This window comes from Burkholderia sp. AU30280, from assembly GCF_020420125.1.
Classification (GTDB): Bacteria; Pseudomonadota; Gammaproteobacteria; order Burkholderiales; family Burkholderiaceae; genus Burkholderia.
Map to the genome: position 1 here is coordinate 212769 of NZ_JAIZRY010000010.1, position 20550 is coordinate 233318.

Annotated in this window: 22 protein-coding genes; 5 read left to right on the forward strand and 17 right to left on the reverse strand. The window is 68.0% G+C overall.

What is annotated here, in order from left to right; translation table 11 throughout:
* Window positions 1-118 precede the first annotated feature (118 nt).
* The 3 genes from LGN17_RS23505 to LGN17_RS23515 form a co-directional block, all read right to left on the reverse strand.
* A complete protein-coding gene (locus LGN17_RS23505) occupies window positions 119-1399 on the reverse strand; it encodes an O-antigen ligase family protein (RefSeq protein WP_226198820.1) in 1281 nt (426 codons plus the stop codon).
* A 128-nt stretch (window positions 1400-1527) separates the two neighbouring features.
* On the reverse strand, window positions 1528-2370 hold the full coding sequence (locus LGN17_RS23510) for a glycosyltransferase family 2 protein (RefSeq protein ID WP_226198821.1): 843 nt from the start codon (window positions 2368-2370) through the stop codon (window positions 1528-1530).
* 120 nt (window positions 2371-2490) lie between these two features.
* Window positions 2491-3243, reverse strand: coding sequence for a glycosyltransferase family 2 protein (locus tag LGN17_RS23515; protein ID WP_226198822.1), 753 nt, complete (start codon window positions 3241-3243; stop codon window positions 2491-2493).
* A 223-nt stretch (window positions 3244-3466) separates the two neighbouring features.
* Here LGN17_RS23515 and msbA point away from each other — a divergent pair, with 223 nt between their 5' ends.
* Window positions 3467-5218, forward strand: coding sequence for a lipid A export permease/ATP-binding protein MsbA (gene msbA, locus LGN17_RS23520; RefSeq protein ID WP_226198871.1), 1752 nt, complete (start codon window positions 3467-3469; stop codon window positions 5216-5218).
* A gap of 94 nt (window positions 5219-5312) precedes the next feature.
* On the forward strand, window positions 5313-5684 hold the full coding sequence (locus tag LGN17_RS23525; RefSeq protein WP_226198823.1) for an RcnB family protein: 372 nt from the start codon (window positions 5313-5315) through the stop codon (window positions 5682-5684).
* Window positions 5685-5748: 64 nt separating this feature from the next.
* Here LGN17_RS23525 and LGN17_RS23530 read toward each other — a convergent pair whose 3' ends face one another.
* The 13 genes from LGN17_RS23530 to upp all read right to left on the reverse strand — a co-directional run bounded on the left by LGN17_RS23530 (window position 5749) and on the right by upp (window position 17199).
* Window positions 5749-6315: an FUSC family protein gene (locus LGN17_RS23530; protein WP_226198872.1), complete on the reverse strand. Its 567-nt coding sequence runs from the start codon at window positions 6313-6315 to the stop codon at window positions 5749-5751.
* Window positions 6316-6356: 41 nt separating this feature from the next.
* Window positions 6357-7616 (reverse strand): MFS transporter, encoded by a 1260-nt coding sequence (locus LGN17_RS23535; RefSeq protein WP_175005482.1) that lies wholly within the window; start codon window positions 7614-7616, stop codon window positions 6357-6359.
* Window positions 7613-8575, reverse strand: coding sequence for a PRC-barrel domain-containing protein (locus tag LGN17_RS23540; RefSeq protein ID WP_226198824.1), 963 nt, complete (start codon window positions 8573-8575; stop codon window positions 7613-7615). Before LGN17_RS23540 ends, LGN17_RS23535 begins: the two co-directional genes overlap by 4 nt.
* 296 nt (window positions 8576-8871) lie before the next feature.
* Window positions 8872-9207, reverse strand: a complete 336-nt coding sequence (locus tag LGN17_RS23545; RefSeq protein ID WP_175951101.1) for a YggL family protein — start codon at window positions 9205-9207, stop codon at window positions 8872-8874.
* A gap of 118 nt (window positions 9208-9325) precedes the next feature.
* Entirely contained in the window at window positions 9326-10795 is a 1470-nt protein-coding gene (gene rng, locus LGN17_RS23550) for a ribonuclease G (RefSeq protein WP_175971483.1), read from the reverse strand.
* Between the two features lie 8 nt (window positions 10796-10803).
* Window positions 10804-11436 carry a Maf family protein gene (locus tag LGN17_RS23555; protein ID WP_175971482.1) on the reverse strand — a complete coding sequence of 211 codons (633 nt, stop codon included), beginning with the start codon at window positions 11434-11436 and terminating at the stop codon, window positions 10804-10806.
* A gap of 51 nt (window positions 11437-11487) precedes the next feature.
* The gene (rlmH, locus tag LGN17_RS23560) at window positions 11488-11958 is read right to left on the reverse strand and encodes a 23S rRNA (pseudouridine(1915)-N(3))-methyltransferase RlmH (protein ID WP_011352746.1); all 471 of its coding nucleotides are present in this window, start codon (window positions 11956-11958) and stop codon (window positions 11488-11490) included.
* Between the two features lie 25 nt (window positions 11959-11983).
* The gene (gene rsfS / locus LGN17_RS23565) at window positions 11984-12436 is read right to left on the reverse strand and encodes a ribosome silencing factor (protein ID WP_175951104.1); all 453 of its coding nucleotides are present in this window, start codon (window positions 12434-12436) and stop codon (window positions 11984-11986) included.
* Between the two features lie 4 nt (window positions 12437-12440).
* The gene (locus tag LGN17_RS23570; protein ID WP_226198825.1) at window positions 12441-13169 is read right to left on the reverse strand and encodes a nicotinate-nucleotide adenylyltransferase; all 729 of its coding nucleotides are present in this window, start codon (window positions 13167-13169) and stop codon (window positions 12441-12443) included.
* Between the two features lie 9 nt (window positions 13170-13178).
* Entirely contained in the window at window positions 13179-14102 is a 924-nt protein-coding gene (gene hemF, locus LGN17_RS23575; protein ID WP_175034434.1) for an oxygen-dependent coproporphyrinogen oxidase, read from the reverse strand.
* A gap of 118 nt (window positions 14103-14220) precedes the next feature.
* Window positions 14221-15498 carry a phosphoribosylamine--glycine ligase gene (gene purD, locus LGN17_RS23580; RefSeq protein ID WP_226198826.1) on the reverse strand — a complete coding sequence of 426 codons (1278 nt, stop codon included), beginning with the start codon at window positions 15496-15498 and terminating at the stop codon, window positions 14221-14223.
* Between the two features lie 104 nt (window positions 15499-15602).
* Window positions 15603-16331: a YebC/PmpR family DNA-binding transcriptional regulator gene (locus tag LGN17_RS23585; protein WP_175951107.1), complete on the reverse strand. Its 729-nt coding sequence runs from the start codon at window positions 16329-16331 to the stop codon at window positions 15603-15605.
* Between the two features lie 217 nt (window positions 16332-16548).
* Window positions 16549-17199 (reverse strand): uracil phosphoribosyltransferase, encoded by a 651-nt coding sequence (gene upp, locus LGN17_RS23590; RefSeq protein ID WP_011352740.1) that lies wholly within the window; start codon window positions 17197-17199, stop codon window positions 16549-16551.
* A gap of 230 nt (window positions 17200-17429) precedes the next feature.
* Here upp and LGN17_RS23595 point away from each other — a divergent pair, with 230 nt between their 5' ends.
* Together LGN17_RS23595 and LGN17_RS23600 are read left to right on the forward strand one after the other, a co-directional pair.
* Window positions 17430-18209: an SDR family oxidoreductase gene (locus LGN17_RS23595; protein WP_175951108.1), complete on the forward strand. Its 780-nt coding sequence runs from the start codon at window positions 17430-17432 to the stop codon at window positions 18207-18209.
* 54 nt (window positions 18210-18263) lie between these two features.
* Window positions 18264-18656: a methylglyoxal synthase gene (locus tag LGN17_RS23600; RefSeq protein ID WP_226198827.1), complete on the forward strand. Its 393-nt coding sequence runs from the start codon at window positions 18264-18266 to the stop codon at window positions 18654-18656.
* Window positions 18657-18750: 94 nt separating this feature from the next.
* Here LGN17_RS23600 and LGN17_RS23605 read toward each other — a convergent pair whose 3' ends face one another.
* Window positions 18751-19158 (reverse strand): hypothetical protein, encoded by a 408-nt coding sequence (locus LGN17_RS23605; protein WP_226198828.1) that lies wholly within the window; start codon window positions 19156-19158, stop codon window positions 18751-18753.
* Between the two features lie 267 nt (window positions 19159-19425).
* Between LGN17_RS23605 and LGN17_RS23610 the strand changes: the two genes are divergently transcribed.
* Entirely contained in the window at window positions 19426-20400 is a 975-nt protein-coding gene (locus LGN17_RS23610) for a quinone oxidoreductase family protein (protein WP_226198829.1), read from the forward strand.
* The last annotated feature ends 150 nt before the right edge of the window (window positions 20401-20550 follow it).

Genomic DNA, 20550 nt, shown 5'->3' on the forward strand with positions numbered 1-20550 from the left:
CTGCCGGTTACAGGCGGCTTGTCTTGCGACGAGCCGGCCGCACGGCCGGTTTCCTTCGAAGATGGCGAACGCCGAGGTGGCCGAAGCCGTCCGCCGGCGAAGCGTAGGCCGCTGCGCGTTACGCGCTGCGCCGGATCGCCGACGTTTCGCGCGGCAGCGCCTCGGTGCGCTCGCCGCAGCCGAGCAGGATGCCGGTCAGCAGCACGATCAGGTGCCCTTCTGCGAAATCGAGCAAGAGCGAATTGGCGAGACTGCCGATCGCGAAGATCGCGAGCCAGCCGAGCAGCAGATGTCGCGAGCGCGGATCGAGCGTGCGGCTGCCGCGTGCGATCTGCACGATCAGGTTGATGTACAGCAGCAGGCCGACCGAGCCGAGCTGCACGGCCATCAGCAGGTATTCATTGTGCGGGTTCGACGTGAGCTGGCCTTCGGCTGCCGTCTTGCCGGCCGTGAGCTTCTCGAACTCCGTCTCGAGGCCGCCCGCGCCATAGCCGATCACCGGGTGCTGGCGATACAGCTCGAGCCCCTTCTTGTACCACTCGAGGCGCAGCCCGGTGGACGTCGCCGCGTCGCTCTGCCGGTATTGCTGGACTTCCGTCACGACCTTCACGAGCCGGCCGTTGTGGACCGTGCACGCGGCGACCACGAGCGCGATGCCTGCCAGCGCGAACACGGCGGCGGCGAGCCCTGCGCGCAGCGCCGACTGCTGGCGCAACAACAGCACGAAACGCACGGCGACGACGAGGATCAGCAGCAGCGCGATGACCTGCCCGGTGCGTCCCTGCAGCATCACGAACACGTTGACGAGCGACCACGCGGCGACGCCCGCATACGCGGCGCGTGACAGCGTCGTGCGGGCCGCCAGCGCGAGATCGGCCGCCTGGTAGAACAGCAGCGCGCCGAACATGCCGGCGGCGATGTGGTTCTTGAACACCCACGCGCGTGACAGCGGCAGTTCGGTTGCGTGCGCGGGCCCGATCGCGGTCAGGCCGAGATAATTGGTGGTCGACAGCAGCAGGATCACGCATAGCGTGCCGAACCAGCAACGGCGCACGATCGGCGCCCAGTTCGAATGGCGGAAGGCGAGCACGGCGAACGGCAGCAGCAGCAGCTTGTCGTACTTGGCGACCCAGTTCCACGCCTTGTTGTGCGGTGCAACCGTATAGGTGACGCTGGCGGCCAGCGCGGCCAGGATCAGCAGCGCCGCGAGCGAGGCCGGGTCGGTGACGAACGAGCGCAGGTCGCGCCAGAATTCGGGGGAAATCACGAGCGCGGCGGCGAACAGCCCGCAGAACACATTGGTCAACGCGGTCGAGACGGGCACCATGCAGAGTGCGGCAACGGCGAATGCACGGGCGGCGGTCAGGCGCCGCGAGGCGGGAGCGGAAAACGAAAGCATCGGAACCTGTCGAATGGACGAATGCGGCTTGCGTACATCGTGCCGCGCGTCCCGGCAGGAGATCCGGGACGAACGGCGCAGAGTATACGCGAAGCAGCGCGCGTTTCCGTGTCGTTTTTGGGGCTCGATCAGCTGAGCGCGCGCTTGATCCGCGAGCGCAGCAGCGCGCGCTTCAGGCGCCCTTCGACGGCCGGCGTGTCGAGCGCGACGCGCGTGCCGGCCAGCTCGCCGCGATGCAGGTAGTAGCGGTCGAACGTCGCCTGGGTCATGCCCCATTTGTTCAGAAACTGGCGGCGACCGTCGTTCTTGACGATCTTGCCCGTGCTTTTCTGCTGGAAGTGGTAAACGAGGCTGTCGCCGGCCCCGATGAAGATCCGGCAGCCGGCGTCCCAGAATTTCATCGAGAAGTCGTTGTCGCTGCTCATGCCGGGCGACAGCTCGCTGCTGTAGCCGCCGATCCGGTTCCACCAGTCGCGGTGCACGAGCGTCGGCGGCCAGGTCGAGCCGAGCCAGTCCGCGCGTACGAGCTTCGGGGCCGCCGCGACGAGGCCCGCCGCGTCGAAATGTGCGGCGTCGCGGCCGAAATTGCTGACCACGACGCACGGGTTGCGCGTGTCGACCGGCTCGACCATCGTGCCCGACAGCATGAAGAGATCGGTCGGCATCTGTTCGATGCGGCGCACGAGCGCCGTGTCCCAGCCGGGGCAGCAGAACATGTCGTCGTTCATGTAAACGACGTAGTCGCGCGTTGCGCGCGCGGCGGCCCAGTTCACTGCGTGGCAGATGCCGATGTTGGTCGGCGACGCGGTGTGCTCGATGCTTTCGCTCCGCACCCAGTCGAGCGTGCCGTCCGAGCCGTCGTTCACGTGCACGATGATCTGGTGGTCGTACGCGGAGTGGCGGCGCAGGCTGTCGACGACGAGCTTGAGGTACGGCAGGTTGTTCCAGGTCGGAATGATGATGGAGAACATGGCGGTCGGATTCGGTAGTCGTCGTGGCGGGCGGCGCGTGGCGCCGCCGGTCGGGCGGGCGCGCGCGGCGCGGGCAGCCCGGCATTGTAACGCCGGGCCGGCCGCGCGCCGGGCGGGCGCTCAGCGCGGCCGTTGGTCGCCGAGCTTCAGGAAGCGGTAGTACACGGTTTCCGCATTGAACACGGCGATCATGAAGCCGGCGCGGCCGTCGAGGAAGCCGCGGCGCAGCACGTAGGTGCGCACGAACGCCCAGGCGCCGCGCGCGAGCGCCTTGCCGAAGCCGCCGCGCTGGCCGGCCGCGCGGCGCTGGCGCGCACCGGCCGTCGAATACGCGTCGAGCTTGCGCAGCACCGTTTCGAAATCCTCGTACGAGTAGTGCATCAGCTTGCCGGACAGGCGTTGCGCGGCGCCATCGAACACGAGGCGTTCGTGCACGAGATCGTCCGAGAAGCGCGCGGCGCCGCGCCGGAACAGGCGCGGGATCCAGTCCGGATACCAGCCGCTGTGATGGATCCACCGGCCGCAGAAGCTCGACAGCCGGTCGACCGCATAGATCTGCGCGGCCGGCGCGCGGATCGTGTCTCGGATCGACCGCGCGAGCTCCGGAGTGACGACTTCGTCGGTATCGAGGGACAGGATCCAGTCGGTGTCGAGCGCGTCGAGCGCGCGGTTCTTCTGCGGGCCGAAGCCCGGCCAGTCGCGCTCGACGATCACGCGCGCGCCGTGCGCCTGCGCGATCGCGACGGTATCGTCGGTGCTGCCGCCGTCGATGACGACGACGTCGTCGGCGAACGACAGCGCGACAAGGCACTGGGCAAGCCGCGCGGACGCGTTGAGGGCGATGAGGGCGACGCCGAGGGAGGGTTCAGCCATGAAATCGTCGGAAAGGCGGAGAAAACGGTGAGCGGCAGTATACCCGCGGCTCGGCCGCCGCCCGTATCGGCCATGACCGTGCCGGTCGGGGCGGTGCGGCTATAATGTTGAGCCCTTTTCGGCACCCGCCCGACAGGGCGAAATCCCGGGCGGTCACGTCCGGGCGCCGCTTCGCGGCTCAAGAAGGATTGCCTTGGAAACCCAGAACACTCTTCGCAAACCGATGGACGGCACGGGCACCTCGCCCGTGACGGTCCTCAAGCGCCTGTGGCCGTACATCCGGCCGCTGATCGGCATCGTGGTGCTCGCCGTGATGACGATGGGCGTCGTCGCGGCCACCGAGGCCGGTATCCCGGCGCTGCTCAAGCCGCTCCTCGACCACGGCTTCGGCTCGCACGGCAGCGATCGCGCGAAATGGTACGTGCCGATGGCCGTGATCGGGCTCGCGCTCGTGCGCGGTGTGTCGCAGTACGCGTCGAATTACCTGCTCAACTACGTGTCGAACCGCATCCTGCTGCAACTGCGGCTCGAGATGTTCCAGCGGATGCTGCACACTGGCGCGTCGTTTTTCCAGCGCGAGACGGCGAGCACGGTGATCAACGCGATCGTGTTCGAGGTCAACCAGATCCTGTCGGTGCTGACCGGCGTGATGGTCACGCTCGTGCGCGATTCGCTGACGGTGATCTTCCTGCTCGGCTACCTGTTCTACCTGAACTGGCGGCTCACGCTGATCGTCGCGGTGATCCTGCCGGGCATCGGCTGGCTCGTCAGCAAGATCAACCGCCGCCTGCGCCGCCTGAACCGCGAGCACCAGACGCTGACCAACGAGCTGTCGTACATCGTCGAGGAGACGGTCGGCGGCTACAAGGTCGTCAAGGTGCACAACGGCGAAGCGTACGAGATGGGCCGCTTCACGCAGATGAGCAAGCGTCTGCGCGGCTACGCGATGCGCATGACGATCTCCGGCGGCCTCGCGCAGCCGCTTACGCAGTTCCTCGCGTCGATCGCGCTCGCGGTCGTGATCACGATCGCGGTCGTGCAGTCGTCGAACGACCAGACGACGGTCGGCGGCTTTGTCGCGTTCGTCACGTCGATGCTGCTGGTGATCTCGCCGCTCAAGCACCTGATCGACGTCAACCAACCGCTCCAGCGCGGGATGACGGCCGCCGAGCTGATCTTCGGGCTGATCGACGAACCGGCCGAACCGCAGGGCGGCGGCCGGCCGCTGGCGCAGGCGCGCGGCGACATCGAGTTCCGCAACGTGTCGTTCGACTACGGCGCGGCCGAGCGGCCGACGCTCGACCGCATCTCGTTCAAGGTCGCGCCGGGTGAAATGATCGCGCTCGCGGGCCCGTCCGGCAGCGGCAAGACGACGCTCGTGAACCTGCTGCCGCGCTTCTTCGACCCGACCGACGGTGCGATCCTGGTCGACGGCGTGCCGGTTGCCGACTACGACCTCCACGCGTTGCGCGGCCAGATGGCGATGGTCAGCCAGGACGTCGTGCTGTTCAACGACACGATTGCCGCGAACGTTGCGTACGGGCAGACGCCCGATCGCGCGCGCGTGCAGGCCGCGCTCGAGGCTGCGAACCTCGCCGATGCGGTCGCCGCGATGCCCGACGGGCTCGACACGCTCGTCGGCGGCAACGGGATGCGGCTGTCCGGCGGCCAGCGCCAGCGGCTCGCGATCGCGCGCGCGATCTACAAGGACGCGCCGATCCTGATCCTCGACGAAGCGACGTCGGCGCTCGACTCGGAATCGGAGCGCCACGTGCAGGCCGCGCTCGAACGGCTGATGGAAGGCCGCACGACGCTCGTGATCGCGCACCGGCTGTCGACGATCGAGCGTGCGGACCGCATCCTCGTGCTCGAGGCCGGCAAGATCGTCGAAGAGGGTAGCCACGACGAATTGCTGCGCCGCGGCGGCCTTTACGCGCACCTGCACCGGATCCAGTACCAGCAGCAAGCGGCGTAACACCCGGTCACGCGGCCGCGCGATGCCGTGTGCTAGTCTTCATCGGGTAGTCCGAGTGGTTTCGTTCGACGTGACAACACGGAGGGAAGGCACGATGAAGAAGATGCACGGGATGATGCTGGCGGTGCTGATCGCGGCGGGTTTCGCCGCGCCGGCCGCGATGGCACAGGATCACGACAACCGCGACGACCACGGCATGCAGCACGGCCATGGTCCGAAACGCATGCCGCCGGGCCAGATGCACCACGAGGAAGACGTGCCGCCGCGCTGGGCCGACCAGCCGCGCCGCGAGTGGCACAAGGGCGACCGGCTTCCCCCCGAGTTCCGCGATCGCCAGTATGTGATCGACGATTGGCGCGGCTATCACCTGAGTCCGCCGCCGCGCGGCTATCAATGGGTCGGCGTCGGCGGGGATCACCTGCTGGTGCAGATCGGCTCCGGTATCGTGCTGCGGATCGGTGACTGACCTGGCCGGCTGCCCGACACGGATCGCGATGCCGCGATCCGTGCCGGGCAGCCGGTTCACCGTGTCACTTTGCCGCTGCGTGGCGGAACCAGCGGCGCTCGATTTTCGACATCACCCAGCACACGCCCAGCGCACACACGGTGCCGAGCGTCACCTCGCCGAGCCGCATCAGCGGAATGTCCCACAGCGGGCCGTTGCCCGGAAACAGCAGCACGATCGTCGCGGTCACGCCGCCGAGCCGTGCCGCGCTGCCGACGTTCAGGCACCAGCAGCAGACGATCACGACCGCGACGGTGATCGCATACGCGACGAGGCGGTCGCCGCCGAGCGCCGCGCCGGCGAAGCCGAGCACGCCGCCGACCATCGCGCCGATGAACTGGTCGCGCGACAGCGACATCGTGTCCGAGTAGTTGTGCTGCGTCACGGCGATCGCCGTGATCGACGCCCACACGGCCTGCTCGGTGTGCAGCGCGCGGCCGATCGCGTACGCGAGGCATGCGCCGCACACGGCCTGCAGCGCCATCCACGCGCCTTGCGCGAGCCGTTCGCTGAATGACAGGCCCTTGAACAGATCGAAGATCGACTGCTGGATCTGCTGGCGGGCTTCATTGAGTGTCCTGATCGTATCCATCATGCGTTGGCCAAGAAGCGGGTAACGGCGGCGCGCCGGTGTCAGCGCGCCTGTTCGGGCGATGCGGCGGCCGGTTCGTCGGCGGCTGCGTCACCGTTCTCGACGCGCGTTTCGGGCATCACGAGCCAGACCAGCAGCACCGCGAGCGCCCCGGCGCCGGCGAGCCCGAAGAAGCTCACGGCGTTGCCGAAGTGATCGGCGACGTAGCCGGCCGCGGCCGTGCTGAGCGTCGCGCCGATCCCGGCCGCGAGCCCGAACAGCCCGATGCACAGGTTGTAGCGTCCCTTGCCGCCCGCGACGTCGGCCGCGATCAGCGGCAGCATCACGCCGAACACGGCCGCGCTGATGCCGTCGAGCATCTGCACCGGCACCAGCAGGTAGGGGCTGCTCACGCCGGCGAACAGCAGCGCGCGCACCGGTAGCGCCGAGAACCCGAGCAGCAGGATCGGCCTGCGCCCCCAGCGTTGCGCGGAGCGGCCGACCCACGGCGACAGCATCGCGACGATCGCCTGCGGCACGATGATGCACGCGGCGATCACGAGCTGTACGTTCTCGCCCATCCCGGCCGTGACTTCGCCGGCCGCGAGGTTCAGCATCGCCGCGTTCGACAGGTGGAACAGCACGACGCACGCCGCGAAGATCAGCATCCGGCGATCGCGCAGCAGCTCGAGCAGCGTTTCGCGCTCGCCGGCTTCGTCGTGGTCGTCGGGCTTCGACGACTGCGGGATCACCTCGTGTGTCGGCTGGATCATCGCGAGTGCGAACAGCGCGGGCAGCGCGAGCACGGCGGTTAGCCAGAACACCGCGCGTGCGGAGAAGTATTCGCCGGTGAGCCCCATCAGGCCCGCCGCGACCGCGCTGCCGATCGACGCCCAGCGCGCGTTGCGGCCGAGCCGGTCGCCGAGGTCGGCGCGGCCGACGAGCGAGAACGAGATCGCGGCCATTGCCGGCACGAGCATGCAGCTCGCGAAGCCGTGGAACACCTCGGCGGCGATCACCGGCACGATCGTCGGGCTCGACGCGAGCAGCACCGCGGACAGGATGATGGCCGCGATCGCCCACGCGGCCGCGCCTTTCTTGTTCTTCAGCGCATCGACGGCCGCGCCGCCCGGCACCTGGCTGACCATCGCGCTGATCGTGCCGATCGACAGCACCATGCCGATCTCGCCCTGCGTCCACTTGTGCGACGCGAGGTAGGACGCGATGAACGGACCGAACCCGGTTTGAACGTTTGCAACGAAGAAGTTGAGCCAGTCGAGGGACCGCAGACTGCGTACGCTGACGGAATGCTTGATCGTCATCGGGTCGCGCTCGCAGAGGAAGCCGGTGCCGGGGCAACGGGCGGGAAAACCGCGACGATCGGCTTGTCGGCCGCGTAGGGCGGCGACGCCTTGATCTGCGCGTCGTTCAGGTCGAGCTGCGGACGCAGCGCCTTGTCGCGCGTGACGAAGCGCAGCGCACCCCAGCTCGCGGCGATCGAACGGCGGTCGGTATTGACGAGGCCGCCGAGGTCGAGCACGACCGCCTGCGGCTGCGATGCGCGGTCGATCAGCACGTCGACGATACGGCCGATCTTCGTGCCGTTCGGGCGCTCGACGTCGCTGTCGAGCAACGGCAGTCGCGTCGCCGGTGAGGCAGCGGCCGAACCCGACAGCGGCACGGCCTTGGGCCGCGCGGCCGGCGGCAGGTCACCCGACGGCACGTCGAGCACGATCGGCTCCTGTTTGCCGCCCGGCGTGAAGCGGAACACGTTCCACGGGAAGATGACCTTGCGGTCGCCGACACCCATGAAGCCCTGCAGGTTGACGACCATCTCGCGCGGCTTGCCGCTCGCGTCGGTCACCATGTCGACCGCGCGGCCGATCACCTTGCCGTTGCGGCGCGCGACTTCGCTGTCGAGCAACGCATGGATCTGGGTGCGGTCGAGCGGGCGCGTCGCGACGATCGGCGGGGGCGGCGGCGGTGGCGGTGTCGGCGATTCGGGGCGCTGCACGGGCTTCGGCCGCGCGACTTCGCGGTGCGGCTTCTTCGGCGCCTCCGGTTCCCCCGGGTGCGTCGGTGCGGGCACGGGCGGCATCGTCAGCGGTTCGCCGGCGGTTTCCTCGATGGGCTCGACGAGCGCCTCGCTGATCGGCGCAGGCGGATTCTGGACCGGCAGCAGGCCGCAGCCGGACAGCAGCGCGGCGGCGGCGAGAATCAGGAAGACCGTCGAGGACGGCAACGACTTGCGGGATGCGGGAAACGGAAGTCCGCCGCTCATTGACACTCACTCCATGGGTCGGGGGCGGCACGAGGGCACGCGGCTGGCGATGGATGGCGGGTGCGGGCGGCGCACCACGCGAGGTGAGAGTTTAACGTGTCTTGCTTTCAGGACCGATTTCGATGGCTTGCTGGAGGCGGACTGTCGGGAAAAGGAAGGGATCGCGGCGCGAATCGTGTGAGTGGGTGGCGGGGGGCGCGCGACGGCGGAGGGGGAGGGAACGGGGCGGCGCCGGCCTCGCCCGCCGTGGCGGCGGGCAGGCGCGGGCGCTGCGCGAGGGGCGTGAAACCGGAAGCTCAGGCTTCCGGGTACCACGCGTCGGTGAATTCGCTGACCTTGACGTCGGTCAGTTCCGGCCGTGCGGCCAGCCAGCCGCGCACGAGTTCGCGGTCGGCGTCGGTCGTCGTGCCGCGCGGTGCGCCGGAAATCACGTAAGCGCCGATTCCTTCGTCTGCCGACGCGACCGTCAGCAGTCCGTTCGCTTCGACGAAGTCGATGAACGCGTCGATCAGCTGGCCGCGTTCGAGGTCCGACATCTCGTTGCGGTAATGCGCGGTGGCGTTGAACGCGAGTTCCTGGAATTCGCCGATGTGGAGTTTCTTGCGCTGGCGGCGGTTGTGGCCTTGGCTCATGGTGTGCGTTGAATGCGAAAAGGGTAGTAGAAAAAGGCGGCAGCGGGTGCCGTCGCGGGCGGCCCGGGTGCCGCATCGAAGCGCCGCGCGGCGATGCCGGCGGCGGATGGACGGAACGTTACATCAGCACGATATCGTACTGCTCCTGGCTCAGGTTCGACTCGACCTGCAGCGACACCGGCTTGCCGATGAAGTCGATCAGCATCGCGAGATGCTGCGATTCCTCGTCGAGGAACAAATCGATCACCTGTTGCGCGGCGATCACGCGGAATTCGCGCGGGTTGAACTGCCGCGACTCGCGCAGGATCTCGCGCAGGATGTCGTAGCACACGGTGCGCGACGTCTTCACCTGGCCCTTGCCCTGGCAGGTCGGGCACGGCTCGCACAGCACGTGCGCGAGCGATTCGCGCGTGCGCTTGCGCGTCATCTCGACGAGCCCGAGCTGCGAGAACGTGTTGACCGTCACGCGCGTGCGGTCGCGCGACAGTGCCTTCTTCAGTTCGGACAGCACCGCGTCGCGATGCTCGGCGTTCTCCATGTCGATGAAGTCGATGATGATGATCCCGCCGAGGTTGCGCAGCCGCAACTGCCGCGCGATCGTGTGCGCGGCCTCGAGGTTGGTCTTGAAGATCGTGTCGTCGAAGTTGCGCGCGCCGACATAGCCGCCCGTGTTCACGTCGATCGTCGTCATCGCCTCGGTCTGGTCGATCATCAGGTAACCGCCCGACTTCAGGTCGACGCGGCGCGACAGCGCGCGCTGGATCTCCGTCTCGATGTTGTACAGGTCGAACAGCGGCCGCTCGCCCGTGTAGTGGTGCAGCTTCGCGCTCACGGCCGGCGTGAACTCGGACGCGAATTCGGAGAGGCGCTGGTACGTCTCGCGCGAATCGACCTGGATGCGCGTCGTGTCGTCGTTCGCGAAATCGCGCAGCACGCGCTGCGCGAGATCGAGATCCTGGTACAGCAGGCTCGTCGCCGGCAACCGCTGCGCCTGCGCGACGATCGTCGCCCAGGTCTTGCGCAGGTACGTGACATCGCCGGCCAGCTCGTCGGAGGTTGCGTCCTCGGCGATCGTGCGCACGATGTAGCCGCCTTTCTCGTCTGGCGGGATCACGGCCGTCAGGCGCGCGCGCACGGCCTCGCGCTCGGCCTCGCTCTCGATCTTCTGCGAGATGCCGATATGCGGCTCCTGCGGCAGGTAGACGAGCGTGCGGCCCGCGATGCTGACCTGCGTCGACAGCCGCGCGCCCTTCGTGCCGATCGGATCCTTGATCACCTGGACCATCAGCGTCTGGCCTTCGAACACGGTCTTCTCGATCGGCTGGTGCGGCGTGTTCGATTGCGGCTCGCCGGCGAGGCGCGGGTGCCAGATGTCGGCCACGTGCAGGAACGCCGCGCGCTCGAGGCCGATGTCGATGAACGCCGACTGCATGCCCGGCAGCACACGCACGACCTTGCCGAGATAGATGTTGCCGACCCGCCCGCGCGACAGCGTGCGCTCGACGTGAAGCTCCTGCACCGCGCCTTGCTGGACGAGTGCGACCCGCGTTTCCTGCGGCGTGAGGTTGATCAGGATTTCTTCGTTCATGGTGGGATTCAGAAGGCGACACGCGCGGCGCGCAATAGCGCCGCGGTCTCAAAAAGGGGCAGACCCATGATACCTGAATGGGAACCGTCGATTCGCTCGATGAACTCGGCGGCGCGCCCCTGGATCGCGTACGCGCCGGCCTTGCCGAACGGCTCCCCCGATTCGACATAGCGTGCGTACGCGTCGCGCGACGCTGCCGCGAAGCGCACCGACGAGCGCGACAGCGCGGGCGGCAGCAGTTCGCCGCTCGCGTCGATCACGGCGACGGCGGTCAGCACCGCATGTTCGCGGCCCGCGAGGCGCGTGAGCATCGCGAGCGCGTCGGCGGCATCGGCGGGCTTGCCGAGGATCGCGCCGTCGATCGTCACGGTTGTGTCGGCAACCAGCACGGGGGCGGCGGGCTTGCCGCTCGCGACGAGGCGCGCACGCGCGGCTTCGGCCTTCGCGACGGTCACCCGCCGCACGTAAGCATCGGCGGCCTCGCCGGGCAGTTCGGCTTCGAGCGCCTCGGCGTCCTCGTCGGGGCGCGGCAGCAGCAGTTCGAAGCGTACGCCGATCTGCTGCAGCAGCTCCTGGCGGCGCGGACTTTGCGAAGCGAGGTAAAGGAACGGGAAAAGCGCGGGGGGCGTGCTGGACGGCATGGTGTCGTTATCTCGGTGTGCGCACGTGGCGTGCGTCTCGAGGACGACACGTCATGCGCGGTGGTAGGGGTGATTCTGCGTGATGCTCCACGCCCGGTAAAGCTGTTCGGCGAGCAGCACGCGCACCATCCCGTGCGGCAGCGTCATGCTCGAGATGCGCAGCAGCGTATCGGCACGCGCTTTCAGCTCCGGATCGAGCCCGTCGGCGCCGCCGATCACGAACGCGACGTCGCGGCCGTCCTGCTGCCAACCGGGCAGCGCCTGAGCGAGCTGCATCGTGGTCCAGTCGCGGCCGCGCTCGTCGAGCGCGACGAGGCGCGCGCCCTTCGGCAACGCGGCCTCGATCTTCTGCCGCTCGGCCGCCATCACGCTTTCGGCGCTGCGGCCGCCCGAACGCAGTTCGGGCTTGATCTCGCGCAACTCGATGCGCAGCTCGGGCGGCATCCGCTTCGTGTATTCGTCGAAGCCGGACGCGATCCAGCCCGGCATCTTGTGGCCGACCGCAAGGATGAAAAGCTTCATCGGGAGAGGCGTAGCGACTCGGGGCTCAACGGCGGCGGGCGGCCGTCTTGCGCGCCGGGCGTGCGGGCGCGGCTTCCTCTTCCTCTTCGTCTTCGCCGCCTTCGCTGGCCGTGGCGAAGCCGTTCCCCTTGCCGCCGCCGAGCTTCATCCGCACGGGCTTGTCGCCCCAGATTTCCTCGAGGTTGTAGTACTGGCGCAGGGCCGGTTGCAGGATGTGCACGACCGCGTCGCCGCAGTCGACGAGCACCCATTCGCCGGTGTCTTCGCCTTCGGAGCTGACGATGTCGCCGCCGGCTTCCTTGACCTTGTCACGCACGCTCGACGCGAGCGCCTTGGTCTGGCGGTTGGAGGTGCCCGAAGCGACGACCACGCGGTCGAACAGTTCGGTCAGGTGGCTGGTGTTGAACACCTTGATGTCTTGCGCCTTGACGTCTTCGAGGGCGTCGACGATCACGCGCTGCAGTTTGCGAATATCCATGGATTCAGGAATGGTAGAGGCGATGTTGAAGAATATAGGCCCATACGGCGGCCGGTACATGCTCGGCCGATGCGTCGGGCATTTGCGCGTGGCGCGCGATGCATTCGCGCAGGTGGGCGCGGATGTCGGTCGCGGCAATGTCGAACGAAAGGGTCGTATCGATCAGCAGACGGCCTGCCGGCGTGGCCTTCAGCACGTCGGCGCCGGCCTGCCGCGCGGCGATTTCCTGCGCGACGTCCGGCGGCGCCGCGCCGAGGTCGAAACCCGGGCGCGTCGACACGCAGATGTGCGCGTAGTCGAACAGCTTGCGCCAGTCGCGCCACGTGTCGAGGCGCACGAGCTGGTCGGCGCCGATCAGCAGCGACAGCGACGCGTCCGGGCCGATCCGCTCGCGCCAGCGCGCGAGCGTCTCGACCGTGTAGGTCGGGCCGGCGTGCTCGATCTCGTCGGTGGCGACGGTCACGCTCACGCCCGGCACGGACAGCGAGCCGGCGGCCGCGCGCGTCATCGCGAGCCGATGCTCGGCGGCCGACACGTCGCGCTTCTGGTACGGCTGCCCGGCGGGCAGCAGTACGAGTTCGGTCAGGCCGAGCAGTTCGGCGAACCGGCGCGCGAGCGCGAGATGGCCGTCGTGGATCGGGTCGAAAGTGCCGCCCAGCAAGCCGATACGACGCGGCAGCGGGGCGGGGCGGGCGGTGGTGTCCAGAAACGCGTCCTTTTCTTGAAGCAGCACGCGTGCGGGTCAGACCCAGTCGCGCGGCACGATGAAGTCGCTGTACAGGCGCGCTTCAGGCGTTCCCGGCTCGGGCTGCCAGTTGTAGCGCCAGTTCGCGACCGGCGGCATCGACATCAGGATCGACTCGGTCCGGCCGCCGCTTTGCAGGCCGAACAGCGTGCCGCGGTCGAACACGAGGTTGAATTCGACGTAGCGGCCGCGGCGGTAGGCCTGGAAGTCGCGCTCGCGCTCGCCGTACGGCAGCTCGGCGCGCCGTTCGACGATCGGCAGGTAGGCCTGCAGGAACGCGTCGCCGACGCTTTGCATCATGTCAAACGAGCGTTCGAAACCGGGCTCCGAGAAATCGTCGAAGAAGATCCCGCCGATGCCGCGCATCTCGTTGCGGTGCTTCAGGAAGAAATACTCGTCGCACCATTTCTTGAAGCGCGGATAGAGTTCGACGCCGAACGGGTCGAGCGCATCCTTGCAGGTCTGGTGGAAATGCCGGGCGTCGTCCTCGAAACCGTAAACCGGTGTCAGATCCATGCCGCCGCCGAACCAGAACACGGGCTCCTCGCCCGGTTTCGTCGCGATCAGCATCCGCACGTTCATGTGCACGGTCGGGCAATACGGATTGCGCGGGTGCAGCACCAGCGACACGCCGAGCGCCTCGAAGCCGCGGCCCGCGAGCTGCGGGCGCGCCGCGCTCGCCGACGGCGGCAGCGCATCGCCCGCGACGTCGGAAAAGCCGATCCCCGCGCGTTCGAACACGCGGCCGCCTTCGAGAATCCGCGTGCAGCCGCCGCCGCGCAGGCGTTCGGCCGGCCCGCGCTGCCATGCGTCGGTCGCGAGCGGCGTGCCGTCGAGCGCGCCGAGCGCGTCGGCGATGCGTGTCTGCAGGCCCTGGAGGTACGTGCGCACGCGCGCTACGTCGTAGGTCGAATCGGTCATGTCTGGACTGGGTGCCCCCACCCGAAGCGGGGGCCGTAAAAAAGGCCCCTGCCGGGCATTCTAACGAACCCCGGCAGAGGAGCCGCCGCCGCACGAGGGCGGGGCGGCGATCGCGACGTCAAGCGTTCTTGCGGTTGAGCGCGCGGAAGCCGATGTCGCGGCGGTACTGCATGCCTTCGAAATTGATCTGGTTGATCGTCTCGTACGCATGCTGCTGCGCTTCGCGCACCGAATCGGCGAGACCGACCACGCACAGCACGCGGCCGCCGGACGTCGTCAGCTTGTCGCCGTCGAGCGTCGTGCCTGCATGGAACGTGACGGCCTGTTCGGTCTCGGCCGGGATCCCGTTGATGCGGTCGCCCTTGCGCGGCGCGTCCGGATAACCGTGCGCGGCCAGCACGACGCCCAGCGCGGTGCGGCGGTCCCAATCGAGCTCGACCGTGTCGAGCGTGCCCGCGATCGCCTGCTCGACGACCTTCGAGAAATCGCTCTTCAGGCGCGCCATGATCGGCTGCGTTTCCGGGTCGCCCATCCGGCAGTTGAACTCGAGCGTGCGCGGATTGCCTTCCTTGTCGATCATCAGGCCCGCATACAGGAAGCCCGTGAAGCGGATGCCGTCCTTCTCCATCCCGCGCACGGTCGGCATGATGATCTCGCGCATCACGCGTGCATGCATCTGCGGCGTGACGATCGGCGCGGGCGAATACGCACCCATGCCGCCGGTGTTCGGGCCGCGATCCTCGTCGAGCAGGCGCTTGTGGTCCTGGCTGGAAGCCAGCGCCAGCGCGTGCTTGCCGTCGACCATCACGATGAAGCTCGCTTCCTCGCCATCGAGGAATTCCTCGATCACGACGCGCGCGCCGGCGTCGCCGAGCTTGTTGCCCGACAGCATCATGTCGACGGCTTCGTGCGCTTCTTCCAGCGTCATCGCGACGACGACACCCTTGCCGGCCGCGAGGCCGTCGGCCTTCACGACGATCGGCGCACCCTTCGCGTCGATGTACGCATGTGCGGCGGCCACGTCGGAGAACGTTTCGTACTCGGCGGTCGGGATGCCGTGGCGCTTCATGAACGCCTTCGCGAAATCCTTCGAGCTCTCGAGCTGCGCGGCTTCGCGGGTCGGGCCGAAGACCTTCAGGCCGCGCGCGCGGAACAGGTTGACGATGCCGGCCGCGAGCGGCGCTTCCGGCCCGACGAGCGTGAACGCGACGCCTTCGCGTTCCGCGAAATCGGCGAGTTCGTCGAGCGCCGTGATGTCGACGTTCTTCAGGCGCTCGTCCTGCGCCGTGCCGCCATTGCCGGGTGCGACGTAGACCATCTGGACGCGCGGCGACTGCGCGAGCTTCCACGCCAGCGCATGTTCGCGGCCGCCGGAACCGACGACGAGTAGTTTCATGGGATTCCCCGCAGACTAGAAAACAGGGCGGCCGGCACGCTCAGGCGCGCCGGCCGCGGATTCGGTCGGGCCGCCGCCGCGACAGGAGCACGGCGGCCGGCACATCATTCCTCGACGATGACGGCGTTCGTATACACGTCCTGCACGTCGTCGAGGTTCTCGAGCGCGTCCAGGAGCTTCTGCATCTTCGCCGCGTCGTCGCCGGTGAATTCGACTTCGTTCTGCGGCTTCATCGTCACTTCGGCGAGTTCGGCCTTGAAGCCGGCGGCTTCGAGCGCGTCCTTCACCGCCGAGAATGCCTGCCAGTCGCACAGCACTTCGATCGAACCGTCGTCGTTCGTGTTCACGTCGTTCGCGCCGGCTTCGAGCGCGGCTTCCATCAGCGCGTCTTCCGACGTGCCCGGTGCGAACAGGAACTGGCCGACGTGATCGAACATGAACGCGACCGAGCCGTCGGTGCCCATGTTGCCGCCGAACTTCGAGAACGCATGGCGGACTTCCGCGACCGTGCGGGTGCGGTTGTCGGTCAGCGTGTCGACGATGACAGCCGCGCCGCTGATGCCGTAGCCTTCGTAACGGATTTCCTCGTAGTTCGCGCCATCCGCGCCGCCAACGCCGCGATCGATCGCGCGCTTGACGTTGTCCTTCGGCATGTTCGCGTCGGCCGCCTTGTCGACCGCGAGACGCAGGCGCGGGTTCGAGCTGACGTCGCCGCCGCCGAGGCGCGCCGCGACCTGGATTTCCTTGATGAGGCGGGTCCAGATCTTGCCGCGCTTCGCGTCGGCCGCTGCCTTCTTATGCTTGATGTTGGCCCATTTCGAATGACCAGCCATACCTTTCTCCGTGCCCGGGCGCGCTGCGCGGGCGATTGTTTCAATGTGTCGTTGAATCGGCGGCCGTTTCGGCGGGCATGAAGCCGCGGGGCCGCGCGTGTCGAGTGGATCGAGATTTTATCACGCGGCGACCGCCTGATCGGGGCCGCCGCGCATGGCCGGACGGCCAGGCAGGCCGCCGCGAGCCGGGCCGCGCGCCGCGCGGCCGTGCCGGTGCTCAGTTCTTGGTGCCGAACAGGCGGTCGCCCGCGTCGCCGAGGCCCGGCACGATGTACGCATGCTCGTTCAGGTGCGAATCGAGCGACGCGACGAACAGCTTCACGTCCGGGTGCGCGTCCTGGAACACCTGCACGCCCTCGGGGGCGGCGACCAGCGCGACGAACATGATGTTCGCGGCCGGCACGTTGCGGCGCTTGAGCACGTCGACCGCGTGCACGGCCGAGTAGCCGGTCGCGACCATCGGGTCGCACAGGATGAAGATGCGGTCTTCCAGGTCCGGCAGGCGCACCAGGTATTCGACCGGGCGGTGGTCGTCGGCGCGGTACACGCCGATGTGGCCGACGCGCGCCGACGGAACCAGGTCGAGCAGGCCGTCCGACATCCCGATGCCCGCGCGCAGCACCGGCACGATCGCCAGTTTCTTGCCCGCGATCACCGGCGCGTCGACCTCGACGAGCGGGGTTTCGACCCGCTTGGTCGTGATCGGCAGGTTGCGGGTGATCTCGTAACCCATCAGCAGCGTGATTTCGCGCAGCAGTTCGCGGAACGTGCGCGTGGACGTGTCCTTGTCGCGCATGTGCGTGAGCTTGTGCTGGATCAGCGGGTGATCGGTGATGAAGAGATTCGGGAAACGGCTGTCCTGTTTCATGGCGGGGGCGCCTTGGCGGCAAAAGAGGATCGGGGGCGGCGGCGGGCGCAAGCCGGCCGCGCGCTTATGCCCGCAATTTTACCAAGGCGCGCCGCACGATCCGGATAATATCGACGTCTCACGACAATCCGCGCACCCGTGCCCGCCCGATTGCCCGCCTGACCCGCCCGGGGTCCATGCGCCGGCGCGACGGGGCCGAGCCGGCGTGTGTCGCCACCAAGGAGTCGACGATGGATCTCGGTATCGAAGGAAAGACCGCGCTCGTGTGCGCGGCAAGCAAGGGGCTCGGCCGTGGCTGCGCGCAAGCGCTGGCCGCCGAGGGCGTGAACCTCGTGATCGTCGCGCGCACGCGCGCCACGCTGGAGGAAACCGCGGAGGAGATCCGCGCCGGCGCGAACGTGTCGGTGACCGCGGTCGCCTGCGACATCACGACGCCGGACGGGCGCGCGGCCGCGCTCGCCGCGTGCCCGCAGCCGGACATTCTCGTGACGAATGCCGGCGGCCCGCCGCCCGGCGACTTCCGCGACTTCTCGCACGACGACTGGATCCGCGCGCTCGAATCGAACATGCTGACGCCGATCGAGCTGATCCGCGCGACCCTCGACGGGATGATCGCGCGCGGTTTCGGCCGGATCGTCAACATCACGAGCTCGGCCGTGAAGGCGCCGATCGACGTGCTCGCGCTGTCGAACGGCGCGCGCTCGGGGCTGACCGGCTTCGTCGCGGGGCTGTCGCGCAAGGTCGCGGGGCAGGGCGTGACGATCAACAACCTGCTGCCGGGCCTGTTCGACACCGACCGGATCGCGACCACGCTCGCCGCGTCGGCGAAGGCGCAGGGCGTGAGCGTCGACGAGATGCGTGCGCGGCGCACGAAGGACATCCCGGCCGGCCGCCTCGGCACGCGCGAAGAGTTCGGCGCGGCGTGCGCGTTCCTGTGCAGCGTGCATGCCGGCTACATCACCGGGCAGAACTGGCTGCTCGACGGCGGCGCGTATCCGGGCACGTTCTGACGCGCCCCCTCGCATCACGATCACGACCACAACCGAACGACGAAGGAACCGGAGATGAGCAAACCCCGCATCGCACTGATTGCGCACGACGCGAAGAAGGACGAGATCGTCGCGCTCGTGGGTCAATTTCGCGCGACGCTCGCGCAATGCCGGCTGGTCGCGACGGGCACGACGGGCGGCCGCATCGCGGCCGCGCATGGGCTGGAGGTCGAGCGCAAGCTGTCGGGGCCGCTCGGCGGCGACCTGCAGATCGGCGCCGAGCTGGCCGAAGGCCGCGTCGACATCGTCGTGTTCCTGCGCGACCCGATGACCGCTCAGCCGCACGATCCCGACATCACCGCGCTCGTGCGCGCGTGCGACGTGCACGACGTGCCGATCGCGACCAACGTCGCGACCGCGCGGATGCTGCTCGACGATCTGGCTCGGAACATGGAGGACGTTTGCTAGGCGCCGGCCTCGCCGCCCGCTGCTCGAACGATCGCGACGATGCGGTCGTCGGCTGCCGTTCGTACGTTTTCAGGGTTGAATCGCCGCGGGTGAATCAGTTGACCGTCTGGATCAGCAGGGTGGCTTGCCCGGTATTGTCAGAGCAGGCGTCGTCGGTAACGAAGCCCCAAAGGGTGAGGACGCTCGCTACGGGGGGCACGTCGACGATGATCGGCTGCTTCGTCACCGACACGCCCCATCGCGAAGTGCCCATGCCGCCGACCACATGCAGGCTGTCGATCAGGCAACCGCTTCCGCCTGTGCAACTCATGGTGTTCGCCGACAGCGACATTACGTAGCGGCCGGGGGCGAGCTGAAAGGCAGCTGAATTTCCGTATGACGGGCCTGGCGTGATCGCGTTTTGAAGGCAGTTCTGCTTCGCGTCGATCATGACCGAAGTGGCGGCTTGCGCGGTGTTGGAGACCAGGGCAAGCAAGATGGATGCAACGACGGGAATGCGCATGACTCGGATCCTCGATTTGATTGTGATTGAAGTTGGACGGCACATTTGCACATCGGCGTGATTGGCCGATCTCTTTCTTTACGGCATACATAAGCCTGTCTTTATGCTTTCATGCGGATTTTTTGGGCGGGCCTGTTTGATGGATCGCAGCTAGCCGCCTCGCTGCCTTTCCGACGCGAGCAAGGAATTCGCCGACGCGCGACAATCATGTGTTCCGTCCTCAGACGGTCGACTCTCCCTTGAACATCCCATCCAGGAGTACGACGCATGCCGAAAGCAATCCGTTACGCCCAGCCGGGCGGCCCCGACGTGATGAAGTGGGTCGATGTCGAGGTCGGCGAACCGAAGGCGGGTGAAGTCCGTATCCGGCAGCACGCGGTCGGCCTCAACTACATCGACGTCTATTTCCGCACCGGCCTTTACCCGCAAGCGCTGCCCGGCGGCCTCGGGATGGAGGCGGCGGGCGAGGTGACGGCCGTCGGCGAAGGCGTGACCGCGCTCAAGGCGGGCGACCGCGTCGCGTACGTCGGGCAGCCGCCGGGCGCGTATGCGCAGGAGCGCGTGATGCCGGCCGAGCGGCTCGTGAAGCTGCCCGACGGCATCAGCTACGACGACGCGGCGTCGGTGATGCTGCAGGGCCTGACCGCGCACTACCTGCTGCGCCGCACGTATCCGGTGAAAGCCGGCGACGCGATCCTGATCCACGCGGCGGCCGGCGGCGTCGGCCTGCTCGTGTGCCAGTGGGCGAAGGCGCTCGGCGCGACCGTGATCGGGACGGTCGGCTCCGACGAGAAAGCCGCGCTCGCGAAGGCGCACGGTTGCGACCATCCGATCGTGTACACGCGCGAGAACTTCACGCAGCGCGTGAAGGCGATCACGAACGGCGCGGGCGTGCCGGTCGTCTACGACTCGATCGGCAAGGACACCTACATCGGCTCGCTCGACAGCCTCGCGCCGCTCGGGATGTTCGTCAGCTTCGGCAATGCGTCGGGCCCGCTGCCGCCGATCGATTCGAAGGAATTCTCGTCGCGCGGCTCGCTGTTCTTTACGCGGCCCACGCTGTTCTCGTACATCGCGAAGCGCGCCGATCTCGAATCCGCCGCCGCCGAGCTGTTCGACGTGCTGCTGTCGGGCAAGGTGAAGACGAGCATCAACCAGCGCTATCCGCTCGCGGAAGTCGGCCGCGCGCATGAGGATCTCGAAGCGCGCAAGACCACCGGCTCGACGATCCTCGTTCCCTGAGCTGCCTTTTCGTGCCGGCGCCCCGCCGGCACGCGCTTCTCCGGACGGCGCCACGGCGCCGTCCGTCCTGCCTCACGGTTCCTGCCGTTCTCCCCTGGATTCCGCGTTTACGCGTTTTTTATACGCGCCCCGATACCTTTGACCCGTCCT